This window comes from Enterobacter sp. V89_11, from assembly GCF_029967775.1.
In the GTDB taxonomy this organism is placed as follows: domain Bacteria; phylum Pseudomonadota; class Gammaproteobacteria; order Enterobacterales; family Enterobacteriaceae; genus Enterobacter; species Enterobacter ludwigii.
In genome coordinates, this window is sequence record NZ_JASCAN010000024.1 from 12,021 (window position 1) to 28,120 (window position 16,100).

14 protein-coding genes are annotated in these 16,100 nt (G+C 54.7%); 8 read left to right on the plus strand and 6 right to left on the minus strand.

The annotated features are described in order from the left end of the window. The first annotated feature begins 20 nt into the window (after positions 1-20). From QLG09_RS17415 to rlmB, 4 genes are all read left to right on the plus strand, one after another. Positions 21-1,319, plus strand: coding sequence for an adenylosuccinate synthase (locus QLG09_RS17415; protein WP_025206256.1), 1,299 nt, complete (start codon positions 21-23; stop codon positions 1,317-1,319). Positions 1,320-1,511: 192 nt separating this feature from the next. Beyond that, a complete protein-coding gene (gene nsrR / locus QLG09_RS17420) occupies positions 1,512-1,937 on the plus strand; it encodes a nitric oxide-sensing transcriptional repressor NsrR (protein ID WP_014168317.1) in 426 nt (141 codons plus the stop codon). Between the two features lie 38 nt (positions 1,938-1,975). Next, positions 1,976-4,417: a ribonuclease R gene (gene rnr, locus QLG09_RS17425; protein ID WP_041162388.1), complete on the plus strand. Its 2,442-nt coding sequence runs from the start codon at positions 1,976-1,978 to the stop codon at positions 4,415-4,417. Between the two features lie 69 nt (positions 4,418-4,486). After that, on the plus strand, positions 4,487-5,221 hold the full coding sequence (rlmB, locus tag QLG09_RS17430; RefSeq protein ID WP_014168319.1) for a 23S rRNA (guanosine(2251)-2'-O)-methyltransferase RlmB: 735 nt from the start codon (positions 4,487-4,489) through the stop codon (positions 5,219-5,221). A gap of 67 nt (positions 5,222-5,288) precedes the next feature. Here the strand turns inward: rlmB and QLG09_RS17435 are convergent, their stop codons facing one another. Beyond that, a complete protein-coding gene (locus tag QLG09_RS17435; protein WP_047954945.1) occupies positions 5,289-6,563 on the minus strand; it encodes an MFS transporter in 1,275 nt (424 codons plus the stop codon). 194 nt (positions 6,564-6,757) lie between these two features. On the opposite strand from QLG09_RS17435, the gene QLG09_RS17440 reads away from it, so the two are divergent. Then, positions 6,758-8,380, plus strand: a complete 1,623-nt coding sequence (locus QLG09_RS17440) for an isovaleryl-CoA dehydrogenase (RefSeq protein WP_032681874.1) — start codon at positions 6,758-6,760, stop codon at positions 8,378-8,380. On the opposite strand, the gene QLG09_RS17445 is transcribed toward QLG09_RS17440, so the two are convergent. The 3 genes from QLG09_RS17445 to bsmA form a co-directional block, all read right to left on the minus strand. After that, positions 8,377-10,308, minus strand: a complete 1,932-nt coding sequence (locus tag QLG09_RS17445) for a methyl-accepting chemotaxis protein (RefSeq protein ID WP_049023717.1) — start codon at positions 10,306-10,308, stop codon at positions 8,377-8,379. The two genes, QLG09_RS17440 and QLG09_RS17445, sit on opposite strands and share 4 nt — an antisense overlap. A 172-nt stretch (positions 10,309-10,480) precedes the next feature. Continuing rightward, positions 10,481-10,756 carry a DUF1471 family protease activator YjfN gene (gene yjfN, locus QLG09_RS17450; RefSeq protein ID WP_025206250.1) on the minus strand — a complete coding sequence of 92 codons (276 nt, stop codon included), beginning with the start codon at positions 10,754-10,756 and terminating at the stop codon, positions 10,481-10,483. A 148-nt stretch (positions 10,757-10,904) separates the two neighbouring features. Continuing rightward, positions 10,905-11,234, minus strand: a complete 330-nt coding sequence (gene bsmA / locus QLG09_RS17455) for a biofilm peroxide resistance protein BsmA (protein ID WP_025206249.1) — start codon at positions 11,232-11,234, stop codon at positions 10,905-10,907. A gap of 137 nt (positions 11,235-11,371) precedes the next feature. On the opposite strand from bsmA, the gene yjfP reads away from it, so the two are divergent. Next, the gene (yjfP, locus tag QLG09_RS17460) at positions 11,372-12,094 is read left to right on the plus strand and encodes an esterase (RefSeq protein WP_025206248.1); all 723 of its coding nucleotides are present in this window, start codon (positions 11,372-11,374) and stop codon (positions 12,092-12,094) included. Here yjfP and ulaR read toward each other — a convergent pair. Both ulaR and ulaG read right to left on the minus strand, forming a co-directional pair. Next, positions 12,091-12,846, minus strand: a complete 756-nt coding sequence (ulaR, locus tag QLG09_RS17465) for an HTH-type transcriptional regulator UlaR (protein ID WP_014168326.1) — start codon at positions 12,844-12,846, stop codon at positions 12,091-12,093. The genes yjfP and ulaR overlap by 4 nt on opposite strands. 111 nt (positions 12,847-12,957) lie before the next feature. Next, positions 12,958-14,022 carry an L-ascorbate 6-phosphate lactonase gene (gene ulaG, locus QLG09_RS17470; RefSeq protein ID WP_020882936.1) on the minus strand — a complete coding sequence of 355 codons (1,065 nt, stop codon included), beginning with the start codon at positions 14,020-14,022 and terminating at the stop codon, positions 12,958-12,960. 358 nt (positions 14,023-14,380) lie between these two features. On the opposite strand from ulaG, the gene ulaA reads away from it, so the two are divergent. Then, on the plus strand, positions 14,381-15,781 hold the full coding sequence (ulaA, locus tag QLG09_RS17475; protein ID WP_025206247.1) for a PTS ascorbate transporter subunit IIC: 1,401 nt from the start codon (positions 14,381-14,383) through the stop codon (positions 15,779-15,781). Between the two features lie 12 nt (positions 15,782-15,793). After that, a complete protein-coding gene (gene ulaB, locus QLG09_RS17480; protein WP_014168329.1) occupies positions 15,794-16,099 on the plus strand; it encodes a PTS ascorbate transporter subunit IIB in 306 nt (101 codons plus the stop codon). Position 16,100 lies beyond the last annotated feature (1 nt).

Genomic DNA, 16,100 nt, shown 5'->3' on the forward strand with positions numbered 1-16,100 from the left:
AAACGGTGATTTTGAAAAAAATGGGTAACAACGTCGTCGTACTGGGCACCCAATGGGGTGACGAAGGTAAAGGGAAGATTGTTGATCTTCTGACTGAACGGGCTAAATATGTTGTACGCTACCAGGGCGGTCACAACGCAGGCCATACTCTCGTAATCAACGGTGAAAAAACCGTCCTCCATCTTATTCCATCAGGCATTCTTCGCGAAAACGTCACCAGCATCATCGGTAACGGCGTTGTGCTGTCTCCGGCTGCTCTGATGAAAGAGATGAAAGGTCTGGAAGACCGTGGTATCCCCGTTCGCGAGCGTCTGCTGCTCTCCGAAGCCTGCCCGCTGATCCTTGATTATCACGTGGCGCTGGACGTAGCGCGTGAAAAAGCGCGTGGCGCGAAAGCGATCGGCACGACCGGTCGTGGTATCGGCCCGGCTTATGAAGACAAAGTTGCTCGTCGCGGTCTGCGCGTGGGCGATCTGTTTGATAAAGAGACGTTCGCTGAAAAACTGAAAGAAGTGATGGAATATCACAACTTCCAGCTGGTGAACTTCTATAAAGCTGACGCTGTTGACTACCAGAAAGTGCTGGATGACGTCATGGCGATTGCTGACATTCTGACCGGTATGGTTGTTGATGTGTCCGATCTGCTGGACCAGGCGCGCAAGCGTGGCGATTTCGTCATGTTCGAAGGTGCGCAGGGTACACTGCTGGACATCGACCACGGTACCTATCCGTACGTTACCTCCTCTAACACCACCGCAGGTGGCGTTGCGACCGGTTCTGGTCTGGGTCCACGTTATGTGGATTACGTTCTGGGCATCATCAAAGCTTACTCCACTCGCGTGGGTGCGGGTCCATTCCCGACTGAGCTGTTTGATGAAACCGGCGAGTTCCTGTGCAAGCAGGGTAACGAGTTTGGCGCGACCACCGGTCGTCGTCGTCGTACCGGCTGGCTGGACGTGGTAGCCGTGCGTCGCGCAGTACAGATTAACTCCCTGTCTGGCTTCTGCCTGACCAAACTGGACGTGCTGGACGGTCTGAAAGAGGTGAAACTCTGCGTAGGCTACCGTATGCCTGATGGTCGCGAAGTGACCACCACTCCGCTGGCTGCGGATGACTGGAAAGGCATCGAGCCAATCTACGAAACCATGCCAGGCTGGTCTGAAACGACGTTCGGTGTGAAAGAGCGTAGTGGTCTGCCGCAGGCAGCGCTGAATTACATCAAGCGTATTGAAGAACTGACCGAAGTGCCGATCGACATTATCTCTACCGGCCCTGATCGTACTGAAACGATGATCCTGCGCGACCCGTTCGACGCATAATCTTCGTGACTGCTGGCCTGCGGGACAACCCGCAGGCTGGATACGCGTCGCGCCATCCGGCGAACGCTCCTCGATCTCCGCTTTTTCGCCCCGTCTGTCAAATAAATTAGCCGCTTACTATCTGGCTGGTTTATCATCATTAATGAATATCTGTGCGGTTTATCCGCGTTTTCCCTTTTTCCTGAGGTTGATGTGCAGTTAACAAGTTTCACCGATTACGGCTTACGCGCGCTGATTTACATGGCGTCGTTACCCGATGGGAAAATGACCAGTATCTCTGAGGTTACAGAGGTATACGGTGTGTCCCGTAATCATATGGTCAAAATAATCAATCAACTTAGTCGTGCCGGATACGTTGCTGCCGTCCGCGGGAAGAATGGTGGGATCCGTCTCGGTAAACCGGCGCAGAGTATTCGTGTTGGGGATGTGGTACGTGAACTGGAGCCGTTGTCTCTGGTGAACTGCAGCAGCGCGTTCTGCCACATTACGCCCGCTTGTCGCCTTAAACAGGCACTTTCTCTGGCCGTGCAAAGTTTTCTCAAGGAACTGGATAACTACACGCTGGCCGATTTGGTTGAAGAGAATCAACCACTTTATAAATTATTGCTGGTGGAATGAAGAAAATTTCCACCGGAGCTGACAACGGAGGAACCGATATGTCACATGATCCTTTCCAGGAACGCGAAGCCGAAAAATACGCGAATCCTATCCCCAGCCGCGAGTTCATCATTGAACACTTAACAAAACGCGAAAAACCCGCCAATCGTGAAGAACTTGCCGTTGAATTAAACATTGAAGGTGAAGAGCAAATTGAAGCCCTTCGCCGCCGCCTGCGCGCGATGGAGCGCGACGGGCAACTGGTCTTTACCCGCCGTCAGTGCTATGCGCTTCCCGAACGTCTTGACCTGCTGAAAGGCACCGTCATCGGCCACCGTGATGGCTATGGCTTCCTGCGCGTAGAAGGCCGTAAAGACGATCTTTATCTTTCCTCTGAGCAGATGAAGATGTGCATTCACGGTGACCAGATCCTGGCGCAGCCGCTGGGCGCGGACCGTAAAGGTCGACGCGAAGCGCGCGTGGTGCGTGTCCTGGTCCCTAAAACCAGCCAGATTGTTGGCCGCTACTTTACCGACGCTGGCGTGGGCTTTGTGGTGCCGGACGACAGCCGCCTGAGCTTCGATATCCTGATCCCGCCTGAAGAGGTGATGGGCGCCCGTATGGGCTTTGTGGTGGTGGTTGAACTCACCCAGCGTCCTACCCGCCGCACCAAGGCGGTCGGGAAAATCGTCGAAGTGTTAGGCGATAACATGGGCACCGGCATGGCCGTTGATATGGCGCTGCGTACTCATGAAATTCCTTACGTCTGGCCGAAAGCGGTTGAAGAGCAGGTTGTCGGCCTGAAAGAAGACGTGCCGGAAGAGTCCAAAGTGGGCCGCGTGGATCTGCGCGATCTGCCGCTGGTGACTATTGATGGTGAAGATGCCCGCGACTTCGATGATGCCGTTTATTGCGAGAAAAAACGCGGCGGCGGCTGGCGTCTGTGGGTTGCCATCGCTGACGTAAGCTATTACGTTCGCCCGCATACTCCGCTGGATAACGAAGCGCGCAGCCGTGGAACGTCGGTCTACTTCCCGTCACAGGTAATTCCGATGCTGCCGGAAGTCTTGTCTAACGGCCTGTGCTCCCTGAACCCGCAGGTTGACCGCCTGTGCATGGTCTGCGAGATGACCATCTCCACCAAAGGGCGCTTAACGGGTTACAAATTCTACGAAGCGGTAATGAGCTCCCATGCGCGCCTGACCTACACCAAGGTCTGGCATATGCTGCAGGGCGATCAGGATCTGCGTGAGCAGTATGCGCCGCTGGTGAAACACATCGAAGAGCTGCATAACCTCTACAAAACGCTGGATCAGGCGCGTGAAGAGCGCGGCGGGATCTCGTTTGAGAGCGAAGAGGCGAAGTTCATCTTTAACGCTGAACGCCGCATTGAACGTATTGAGCAGACCCAGCGTAACGATGCCCATAAGCTGATTGAAGAGTGTATGATTCTGGCAAACATCTCGGCGGCACGTTTCGTTGAGAAAGCCAAAGAACCTGCGCTGTTCCGTATTCACGATAAACCGTCGACCGAAGCCATCACTGCGTTCCGCTCCGTGCTGGCTGAACTGGGTCTGGAACTGCCTGGCGGTAACAAGCCAGAGCCGCGTGATTACGCTGAATTGCTGGAGTCGATTGGCGATCGCCCGGATGCAGAAATGCTGCAGACCATGCTGCTGCGTTCCATGAAGCAGGCGATTTACGATCCGGAAAACCGCGGTCACTTCGGTCTGGCGCTGCAGTCTTACGCCCACTTTACCTCGCCGATCCGTCGTTATCCGGACCTTTCCCTGCACCGCGCGATCAAGTATCTGCTGGCGCAGGAGCAGGGTCATAAAGGTAATACGACCGAAACCGGTGGCTACCATTATTCAATGGAAGAGATGCTGCAACTCGGTCAGCACTGTTCCATGGCCGAACGTCGTGCAGATGAAGCGACGCGCGACGTGGCAGACTGGCTGAAGTGTGACTTTATGCTGGACCAGGTGGGTAACGTCTTTAAAGGCGTGATTGCCAGCGTCACCGGCTTTGGTTTCTTCGTCCGTCTGGATGAACTGTTTATCGACGGTCTGGTGCATGTCTCCAGCCTGGATAACGACTATTACCGTTTCGACCAGGTCGGGCAGCGCCTGATTGGTGAATCTGGCGGCCAGACCTATCGTCTTGGCGATCGCGTGGAAGTGAAGGTCGAAGCCGTTAATATGGACGACCGTAAAATCGACTTTAGCCTGATCTCCAGCGAGCGTGCCCCGCGTAATGTGGGTAAAACGGCGCGTGAAAAGACGAAAAAAGGGGGCAACGGCAACAGCGGTGGCAAACGTCGTCAGGCGGGTAAGAAGGTAAACTTCGAGCCAGACAGCGCGTTCCGCGGTGAGAAGAAACAGAAGCCGAAGGCCGCAAAGAAAGAGGCCCGGAAGGCGAAAAAGCCGTCCACCAAAACGCAGAAAATTGCGGCTGCCACCAGGGCAAAGCGCGCAGCGAAGAAACAGCAGGCGGAGTAATTCTCCCCCTCAACCTGACCCTCTCTCCTGCGGAGAGAGGGAAAAGAAAAGACAGAACGAGAACCATCAATGAGTGAAATGATTTACGGCATCCACGCGGTGCAGGCCCTGCTGGAGCGCGCACCGGAGCGTTTTCAGGAAGTGTTTATTCTGAAAGGGCGTGAAGACAAACGTCTGATGCCGCTGATCCACGCCCTGGAAGCACAAGGTGTCGTGATCCAGCTGGCGAACCGCCAGTTCCTGGATGAGAAAAGTGAAGGTGCCGTTCACCAGGGCATTATTGCCCGCGTTAAGCCCGGTCGTCAGTATCAGGAAAACGATCTGCCGGATCTTATCGCCGGGCTGGAAAATCCATTCTTCCTGATCCTTGACGGCGTGACCGACCCGCACAACCTTGGCGCATGTCTGCGAAGCGCAGATGCGGCAGGTGTTCATGCGGTTATCGTGCCGAGGGATCGCTCTGCACAGCTTAACGCGACGGCGAAGAAAGTGGCCTGTGGCGCAGCGGAAAACGTACCGCTGATCCGCGTCACCAACCTGGCGCGCACCATGCGTATGCTGCAGGAAGAGAATATCTGGATCGTCGGTACCGCGGGTGAAGCGGATCATACTCTGTATCAGAGCAAGATGACCGGCCGTCTGGCCCTGGTGATGGGTGCTGAGGGCGAAGGTATGCGCCGTCTGACCCGTGAGCATTGCGATGAGCTGATCAGCATTCCAATGGCGGGCAGCGTGTCGTCTCTGAACGTCTCCGTGGCAACAGGTATCTGCCTGTTTGAAGCGGTACGTCAGCGCGGGGAATAAACAGCAAGGCCGTCCTGAGGACGGCCTTTCGTATTTTCTGTGGGAGAGTCACCAGACGGTGAAAAACTCACTCCTCCAGTGACCGCAAATGGTCATCCTTCCTGAGCGTCATTAGCGCGAAGATACTCACTACCGCCGTCGCCATGACGTAATAAGCCGGAATATCCAGGTTGCCCGTCTCTTTAATCAGCCCGGTAATAATCAGCCCCGCACAGCCCGAGAAAAGGGCGTTCGACAGGGAATAAGCCAGCCCAAGCCCGGTATACCGTACGCGCGTCGGGAACATCTCTGAGAGCATCGCCGGCCCGGGACCTGCCAGCATCCCCACCAGACCACCCGCAATCAGCACCACCAGCGCTTTGATGGCCAGCGTGCTGGACTCCGCCTGTAAAACCTTCAGCAGCGGCAGGGCAAGGAGCAGCAGCAACGTGGTGGCGACGATCATCACCGTGCGGCGTCCGATTTTGTCGCTCAGGATCCCGGACGGAATAATCGTCAGCGCAAAACCGATATTCGAAATCACCGCAATCAACAGCGCCTGGTTAAACCCGGTATGCAGCGCCGACTGCAGATAGGTGGGCATTATCACCAGATAGGTATAACCCGCCGCTGACCAGACCATCACCCGGCCAATACCCATCACAATGGCGTTGAGCGTGGCGACGGTATCAGCCTGAGCGGCAACCGGCTTTTCCTGCTGTTGCACAAAGCTTGGCGTCTCTTCCATACTCACCCGCAGCCACAGCGCCACCACGCCCATCGGTAATGCCAGGAAGAACGGGATGCGCCAGCCCCAGTCATGCAGGGCTTCCGGTGTCAGAAGGGTGGAGAGCAGTGCGACAATGCCAGCGCCTGCTAACAGGCCCAGCGCGACGGTAAATGACTGCCATGCACCGTAGAGGCCCCGCTTGCCGCGTGGGGCAAACTCGGTCATCAGCGAGACGGCGCCACCATACTCACCACCGGCGAACAACCCCTGCAGGATGCGCAGCAGCGTGATAATCAGCGGGGCGGCAATACCGATGCTGGCATAGACCGGCACAATACCGATTGCGGCGGTGGCCAGCGTCATCAGCACCAGTACAATAATCAGCGTCGGTTTTCGGCCTATCCGGTCACCTATTCTGCCAAACACCACCGCGCCCAGCGGGCGGAAGAAGAAGGCGATGGCAAAGGAAGCGTAGGTAAGGATCAGGCTGGTTAGCCCCGCGTCCCCCTCAAGCTGGAAGAAGTTCTTCGCAATTACGGTCGCCAGAAAACCATAGACCGCAAACTCATACCACTCGATAAAGTTACCAATGGAGCCTGCAATTAATGCACGCTTGTGCGCGTCCGGTTGCATAACGTTCCTCACTGAAAGGGGGTAAGAATAAATTATTCAACAAAAGCGAATGCGCGAAATAGTTTATTCTTATGTTCTGTGAGCTATTTCACGAATGATATCAGCGGGATCGTCATCGTGTGACCTCACTCCCATGCAGCGTGCACGTGGCCTGTCCATACTTATCTTCATTGCCACTGAAGGAGGGAGACAGCATGCACTGGCAGACCCATACCGTTTTTAATCAACCTGCACCGCTCTCAAACAGCAACCTTTTCCTCTCTGATTGTGCTCTGCGTGACGCGGTTGTTCGCGAAGGCGCCGAGTGGGATATCGAGCTTCTTGCCAGCATCGGCCAGCAGTTAGGAACCGCGGAATCGCTGGAGCTGGGCAGGCTGGCGAACGTTAATCCGCCGGAGTTATTACGCTATGACGCCACCGGGGAGCGACTGGATGATGTTCGCTTTCATCCCGCATGGCACCTCTTAATGCAGGGACTTTGCGCCAACCGTGTCCATAACCTGGCGTGGGAAGAGGAGGCGCGCAAAGGCGCGTTTGTCGCCAGAGCTGCACGTTTTGTCCTGCACGCTCAGGTAGAAGCGGGCACGCTTTGCCCTGTCACCATGACCTTTGCTGCTACACCGCTGCTGCAACAGGCGCTGCCCGAGCCGTTCCGTGACTGGATCACGCCGTTAATGAGCGATCGTTACGATCCTCATCTTGCCCCAGGGGCGCAAAAGCGTGGCCTGCTGATTGGCATGGGGATGACAGAAAAACAGGGCGGCTCGGACGTACTCAGCAATACCACCAAAGCGGAAAAGTGCAATGACGGCAGCTACCGGCTTATCGGGCATAAATGGTTTTTCTCTGTGCCGCAAAGCGATGCGCATCTGGTGCTGGCCCAGGCGAAAGGGGGGCTGTCCTGCTTTTTTGTTCCACGCTTTTTGCCTGACGGGCAACGCAATGCCGTACGTCTGGAGCGGCTGAAAGAGAAGCTCGGCAACCGCTCTAACGCCAGCAGCGAAGCGGAATTCCTGGATGCGTCCGGCTGGCTGCTGGGGGAGGAAGGAGAAGGGGTACGCCAGATCCTCCGAATGGGCGGGCTGACGCGGTTTGACTGCGCGCTGGGCAGCCATGGGCTGATGCGTCGGGCTTTATCCGTGGCGCTTTACCATGCGCATCAACGCCAGACGTTTGGTAAAAACCTTATCGACCAGCCGCTCATGCGCGATGTGCTGAGCCGCATGGCGCTTATGCTGGAGGGCCAGACGGCACTGTTGTTCCGTCTGGCCCGGGCGTGGGACAGGCGTGCCGATCCTCAGGAGGCAGCCTGGGCGCGCCTTTTCACCCCCGCGGCGAAATACAGCGTCTGCAAAGCGGGTATCCCGTTTGTGGCGGAAGCCATGGAAGTGCTCGGCGGCACAGGCTACTGCGAGGAGAGTGAGCTTCCCCGTTTGTACCGTGAGATGCCCGTGAACAGCATCTGGGAAGGGTCCGGCAATATTATGTGCCTGGACGTTCTGCGTGTACTGACGAAGCAATCCGGCATCCTCGACCTGCTGGTGGATGATTTTGCCCAGGTAAAAGGGCAGGACAGGCACTTCGATCGCAGCTGGCGTCAGCTTCAGCAAAAACTGCGAAAACCGCAGGAGGCGCAGGGACGGGAGATCACGCAACAGCTTTTCCTGCTGGGGGCCGGAAGTCAGATGCTGCGGCATGCATCGCCACCCGTGGCGCAGGCGTGGTGCCGCATGATGCTTGATACCCGTGGCGGTACGCTGATGAGCGAGCAGGTGCAAAATGACCTGCTGTTGCGTGCCACGGGCAGGGTTGGCTAACTCTTTAGCTGGAACAGGCTCACCAGTTGGGTGAGGTGTGAGCCTTTCTCACGCAGCGTGTGTGCGGTTTGTTCGCTGCGTAAGACGCGGTCGGCGTTGATGTGCGACGCTTCGCCAATGTGGGTCATGGCCAGATTAACCTGGCCTATTCCCGCGGATTGCTCGCGGGACGCATGGTTAATCTCCGTGACCAGCTTGTTGATGTTATCGATATGCACGATGATGGAATCCATCGCCAGACGCGTTTGTTCAGACAGCGCATGGCCTTCGCTGACTTTTCTGAGCGTATCACCGATGAGCTGTTCAATCTCCTTCACCGCGTTGGCGCTGCGTCCTGCCAGCGCGCGTACTTCCTGCGCCACCACCGCAAAACCTTTTCCGTGCTCGCCTGCGCGGGCTGCTTCAACCGCTGCGTTAAGCGCCAGAATGTTGGTCTGAAACGCGATGGATTCAATCACGCGCGTGATGTCTTCGATTCGCTTTGATGCTTCGCGAATATCATCCATGGTAGCGACAGCGTGGGTGACCGTCTCACCGCCCTGGTGTACCGCGCGCGACGTTTCGCCTACCAGCTGCTGCGTTTGCTCCATGTTGGCGGCATTTTGCTGCACGGTCGCGGCCAGTTGCTCCATGCTGGCAGACGTCTCTTCTACACTGCTGGCCTGCTTGTTAATCTGCCCGGAGATTTCTTCGCTATCGGATGCCAGCGCGTTGGTGCCCATATGGATCTCCGCTGCGGCCTCGCGCACCTGAAGAACAATTTTCTGCAGTCCCCCTCCAATACCGTTAATGGCATCGATGAGCTGACCGACCTCATCCTGGCGGGTCACGGGCAGGCTGGAGCGCAGATCGCCTGCGGCATACTGTCGGGCCAGGTGGATCACATTGCGCAATGGGCGTGTCAGTATGCGTCGTATAATGACCACAAACAGACCCGCGAAGAGCACTGACAGCACCACCCCTGCCAGCAGGAAACGGTCGCGCATGGTGATTACGCTTGAGAGCAGTACCGATTTATCCACTTCGCCGACAATGGCCCAGTTCCAGCCTGGCAGCGGCGTATACGCCATGGTCAGCGTGCGACCATCGGCACTGACGCGCTCCAGCGTGCCGGATTTATCACTCAACAGCTGTTGCTGGATAGCGCTATCCCACTCCGGTACTTTTCCCTCCGCGCTGGTGTGGAACAGATACTGCCCGCGCGTTTTGCCGTGGCTGCGGTCCAGAACAAAGAAGTGACCGCTCTCGCCCAGTCGACGGTTGAGGATTTTCTCGCGCATGACGTTCCAGGAGTGAGTGATGTCCACACCAACAAAGATGATTGCAATGACCTGGCCGTCCGCGTTTTTAACCGGCTGGTATTGGGTGATATAGCGCTTGCCGAACAGCAGCGCCAGACCGCGATAAACCTCGCCCCGGGTGACGGCGGCAAAGGCCGGGCTGGTGGTATCCAGAACGGTGCCCATTGCCCGCCCGCCGTTCTCTTTACGCAGCGATGTGGCGACGCGCACAAAGTCATTACCGCTACGCACAAACAGGGTCGAGATTGCCCCTGTCCGGCTCAGAAAATCGTCTGAAAGGGTATTGTTTTCATGTAGCCCGGTTTCCCCTCCTTTCAGGAGCGGAACGTTAATCCCGTTAATCGTCTGGGTTTGAGTGTTATCAACGCTCAGTGGCTGGGGCAAAAAGGTGGTAAACAGCCGGGTATAACTCTCGACCTCTTCACTCAGGCTGGTGTTAAACATCTGCACCATATCGACCATGCCGGTGGACTGATTATGCAGGTCTTCTATCGCGAGGGCTTCAAGCTGCTGGCTGGCTTTTTGGCTGAGCAGAAAAGTGAAAAACAGAAACAGGATGGCGACACTGGCACCAGTAAGCAGCGACAGCTTTGCACCCAGACCTGCACGACGGAAAAAGTTGATCATAAATTGCTCATCATTGAAAAGGTATGGCTTTTCAACGGCAGAGCAGAGATAACGTTTACTGGTTTAGTGTAACAAAATGTTATTTAATTGTTTTTAATTGGTTTGCTAAAAGATAAAAAATTTGCAAAAACGAAAAGCCACTAAAAGTAAGTGGCTTTTATCGGAGGGGGGATTACGCGTAGAGAATGGCCTGTACCCGCCAGTGATCGATGTACTGATCTTCCTGCATCTGGATAATGCGATACCATGAAGCACCCTGCTCATCGGCCTTTAATGCAACGACACGTTCAACGTCCTGCGGGCTCCCCGAGATATTATTCACGGAGATCTGGCCAATTTCATTCAGGCCAGTCACACAATCAGCACTGGCAAATTCAGCTGACTGCGCGGTTGTGCTCACAAGACCTGCTGAGAGCAACAGTGTGGTCAAAGCAAGAGTTCGTTTCATCGTCAGCTCCATTTCACATGTCTCCGGTATCCGCCGGGCAATCCTTCGCGAATAAACTCACTTCCATTGTTGCGGGCATGGAGTTTATTGTGGACAGGAAAGTGTCTATGGACGCAAAGCAGTGTAAATGTCGTTCAAATGAAGACGATCATTGACGATACAGAATGGCCTGTGAGTACCACTGTCCCGTAATGATGGTTTCGTCGATCATAATGATGACGTAATAATCTGCTTTGGCGGCGACGGCTTGTGCCTTTATTGCTTCTTCCGCGTCATCCGGGGAGCCGCGAACCAGCGCAGAGACGGTACCCATACGCTGTAATCCTTCCGTCTGATTACGACGGATTTCCTGCGGGTGATCGGCCACCGGGGGAGCGGGTTGTGGCGTTCCCTGCAGCGCGCTACAGCCACTGAGCAGTAACATCAGCAATAAAGCAGCAAACCTGCGCATAACCATATCTCGTTTCCTGATAGCCATAGTGTAGTTGTCTGTGAATTTAGTTTTGGGGGAATGTTCCCGAAGTGTTAGCTGGGGCGTAATTTTCGAATGAAAATAGCGTGAAATCGTAACCCAGTTCTCAACATTATGAATCATTCATCATTACAGGGTCGACAATGATTGAAATTGAAATACGCCATCTGGGTGATCGTGAAATATTACACGCAACACCCGCCGGAAAACGTGAGGAACCACTGCCTGTTATAGTGTTTTATCATGGATTTACCTCATCGAAGCTGGTCTACAGCTATTTTGCGGTGGCACTCGCGCAGGCCGGTTTTCGTGTGGTCATGCCGGATGCACCTGACCACGGCGCACGTTTTACCGGCAACGAACAGGCGCGACTTGGGCAGTTCTGGCACATTTTGCACGGTAGCCTGACCGAGTTTGCCGGGCTGCGCGATGCGCTTTATCAGGCAGGGCTGGTGGCTGATAATCGGCTGGCCGTGGCTGGGGCATCGATGGGCGGGATGGCGGCGCTGGGGATCATGACGCACCATCCAGAAGTGAAGTCAGTGGCTTGTCTGATGGGCTCGGGCTACTTTACCTCACTGGCGAAGACGCTTTTTCCACCTCAGGCACTCACGGAGGTTGAGGCGGCGCTTGCAGAGTGGGAGGTTACCCGGGCGTTACCGCGTCTGGCCGATCGTCCTCTGCTGTTGTGGCATGGTGATGCGGACGATGTGGTCCCACCCGGAGAAACGTTCCGGCTTCAGCAGGCGCTGCAGCACGAGGGGCTGGATGGCAACCTGACCTGCCTGTGGGAAGCGGGCGTTCGCCACCGCATTACGCCAACGGCGCTGGACGCCACGGTGGACTTCTTCCGCCAGCACCTTTAAACGCACAGGACGTTGACACCCTGATCTTTCAGTTTCTGGAGGATCTCAGGGTTGGCACCTTTGCCGGTGATCACCATGTCTATCTGTTCAGCACGGCTGAACAGCATTCCTGCGCGTTCGCCCACTTTACTGCTGTCGACCAGCACAACGAGCTTGCCCACCACGTTAAGCATGTTTTGTTCTGCCATGGCGGTCAACATATCGGTTTTGTAGAGGCCATCTGCGGTCAGGCCTTTGCCACTGGTAAACATCCAGTGTCCGGCATAAAGACTGTTTTCGCTGTCCTGCGGGCTGAGCGTAATGGACTGGCTCTTGTTGTACTGGCCGCCCATGATCACCACGCTCTCATGCTCCTGATCGATAAGATAGTTGGCGAGCGGCAAGTAGTTCGTGATGATTTGTACTGGCTTTCCGCACATCTCCCGACCTAACAGAAACGCCGTGGAGCCGCAGTTGATCACCACGCTCTCGCCGGGGTTCACCAGCTGGGATGCCGCTCTGGCAATACGGACTTTTTCATCATGATTTTGCGCCTGATGAATGTTCATCGGCGTCCAGCGTGGACGCTGCTGGCTAATCGCTTCCGCACCGTTGCGGACTTTTTTCAGCTTACCGCTTTCATCCAGCTTATTAATATCCCGCCGCGCTGTTGCCGGGGAAATCCCTAAACGTTCGATCACTTTCTCAACGGTGACAAACCCTGTTTGCGCCAGGAGTTCCAGTAATATTTGATGCCGTTGCGCTTCCGTCATGAGCTATTCCGATAAGAATTGATTTTAAAAGATGATATTTGAAATAGCGTGAAATTACTAAAAGAAATATGAAACCGCCAGACACTCGGGTCTGGCGATGGGCCTTAATAATCAGAGGAATGACTTGAACGGCAGGTCTGGCTCAAGAGTAAAGCAATCATCAAAGCCACGTGGGTAGTGATACTCGAGATTGTCTTTGTCCAGCGGCCAGGTGAACTTGCCTCCTACCTGCCAGATGAACGGCTTAAAGCCATACTTCAGGCGATCTTTTTTCATTTCCCACAGTACGCGTATCTCCTGCGGGTCGGCCTGGAAGTTTGACCAGATATCGTGGTGGAAAGGGATCACTACTTTGGTGTTCAGCGCTTCCGCCATGCGCAGCATATCGGCGCTGGTCATTTTGTCTGTAATGCCGCGTGGGTTCTCCCCGTATGAGCCGAGCGCCACATCAATCTGATGCTCATTGCCGTGCTTTGCATAGTAGTTTGAGTAGTGAGAGTCACCGCTGTGGTACAGGGAACCGCCGGGCGTTTTAAACAGGTAGTTCACCGCACGTTCGTCCATACCGTCTGGCAGTACGCCTGCGGCTTTCTGATCGGCCGGAAGGGTAATCAGTGCAGTGCGGTCAAAGGCATCCAGCGCGTGGATCTCAACGTCTTTAATTTTGACCACATCGCCCGGTTTCATGACGATGCAGCGCTCTTTCGGTACGCCCCAGCCGATCCATAAATCCACGCAGGTTTGCGGCCCGATGAACGGTACGTCATCGGCACAGTTTTGCATGACCGCTGCCGCCACGTTGACATCAATATGATCGTTATGATCGTGCGTAGAGAGAACGGCATCGATCTGGCGAATGGCGAACGGATCAAGAACAAACGGTGTGGTACGCAGGTTTGGCTGAAGTTTTTCCACGCCCGCCATGCGTTGCATCTGATGGCCTTTTTTCATCAGCGGGTTACCGTGACTCTGTTTGCCGGTGCCGCACCAGAAATCGACGCAAATATTCGCGCCACCTTCTGATTTCAGCCAGATCCCCGTGCACCCCAGCCACCACATTGCAAAGGTACCAGGAGCAACCTGTTCCTGCTCAATCTCTTCATTCAGCCAGCTACCCCATTCCGGGAAAGTGCTCAGAATCCATGATTCACGGGTAATGGTGTTCACTTTACTCATCGTTTTGACTCCTGGTTTAATCAAAAGTAATCAACTGGTGATTTGTTGTGATTAATGCTGGCACCATTTCACGCGTATTGCAACGATCAAAATGTGTAATTTTATCTGCATGACGTCACGGATGCTCTTCTCGCTTCTTGTTATCTTTTACTGTATTAATCATTAATTGCATGAATTATATGGAAATAATTCTATGTGGCATGCCGAAGTGAAAATCATTACTAACACCAGGGAAATAATTTGCGTGATGCGTCACAAATAATCAGATTTAATCTTGTGATGATTATTTGTGATTAATAGAGTGTTGTCACCAACCGCACAGGGATTGCCCCTCGTGTTCTCATTTCTGGAGAGAGTTATGGAGATCCTCTACAACGTCTTTACCGTGTTCTTTAATCAGGTAATGACTAATGCCCCGCTGTTGTTGGGCATCGTGACGTGCCTTGGCTATATCCTGCTGCGCAAAAGCGTCAGCGTTATTATTAAAGGCACCATTAAAACCATCATCGGTTTCATGCTGTTGCAGGCGGGTTCAGGCATTTTGACCGGCACCTTCAAGCCGGTAGTGGCCAAAATGTCGGAAGTCTATGGCATCAACGGCGCCATCTCTGACACCTACGCCTCGATGATGGCCACCATCGATCGCATGGGCGATGCCTACAGCTGGGTAGGGTATGCGGTTCTGCTCGCGCTGGCGCTGAACATCATTTACGTTCTGTTGCGCCGCATTACCGGTATTCGCACCATCATGCTGACTGGCCATATCATGTTCCAGCAGGCGGGGCTGATTGCGGTTTCCTTCTTTATCTTCGGCTACCCAATGTGGACGACCATTATCTGCACCGCGGTGCTGGTCTCGCTCTACTGGGGTATCACCTCCAACATGATGTACAAGCCCACGCAGGACGTCACCGACGGTTGCGGCTTCTCCATCGGCCACCAGCAGCAGTTTGCCTCCTGGATTGCCTATAAAGTCGCGCCGTATCTGGGTAAAAAAGAAGAGAGCGTCGAAGATCTTAAACTGCCGGGCTGGCTGAATATTTTCCACGACAATATCGTCTCTACGGCGATTGTGATGACCCTCTTCTTCGGTGCCATTCTGCTCTCCTTTGGCATTGACGTCGTACAGGCGATGGCGGGTAAAACCCACTGGACTGTCTATATCCTGCAGACCGGTTTCTCCTTCGCGGTGGCGATTTTCATTATCACCCAGGGCGTGCGTATGTTCGTTGCCGAGCTGTCCGAAGCCTTCAACGGTATCTCTCAGCGTCTGATTCCAGGTGCGGTACTGGCGATTGACTGCGCGGCTATCTATAGCTTCGCGCCAAACGCGGTGGTCTGGGGCTTTATGTGGGGCACCATCGGCCAGCTGATTGCGGTGGGTATCCTGGTGGGCTGCGGCTCTTCCATTCTGATCATTCCTGGCTTTATCCCGATGTTCTTCTCCAACGCCACCATCGGCGTCTTTGCGAACCACTTTGGTGGCTGGCGCGCGGCACTCAAGATCTGCCTGGTGATGGGGATGGTGGAAATCTTCGGGTGTGTGTGGGCGGTCAAGCTCACCGGTATGAGCGCCTGGATGGGCATGGCCGACTGGTCAATTCTGGCACCACCGATGATGCAGGGCTTCGCCTCTGTTGGCCTGATCTTTATGGCCGTCATCATCCTCATTGCCCTGGCTTATATGTTCTTCGCTGGTCGCTCTCTGCGGGCTGAAGAAGATGCAGAAAAACAAACAGCAGAAGTTTCTGCTCATTAAGGAGTTTCGATTATGACCGTACGTATCCTGGCTGTGTGTGGCAATGGGCAAGGGAGTTCCATGATCATGAAGATGAAAGTGGACCAGTTTTTAACCCAGTCAAACATCGACCACACGGTGAACAGCTGCGCAGTGGGCGAATACAAAAGTGAACTCAACGGCGCGGACATCATCATCGCCTCTACCCACATCGCCGGTGAGATCACCGTGACAGGCAACAAATATGTGGTAGGCGTGCGCAACATGCTGTCGCCAGCCGACTTTGGGCCAAAGCTGCTGGAAGTGATCAACGCGCATTTCCCACAAGATGTGAAGTAAG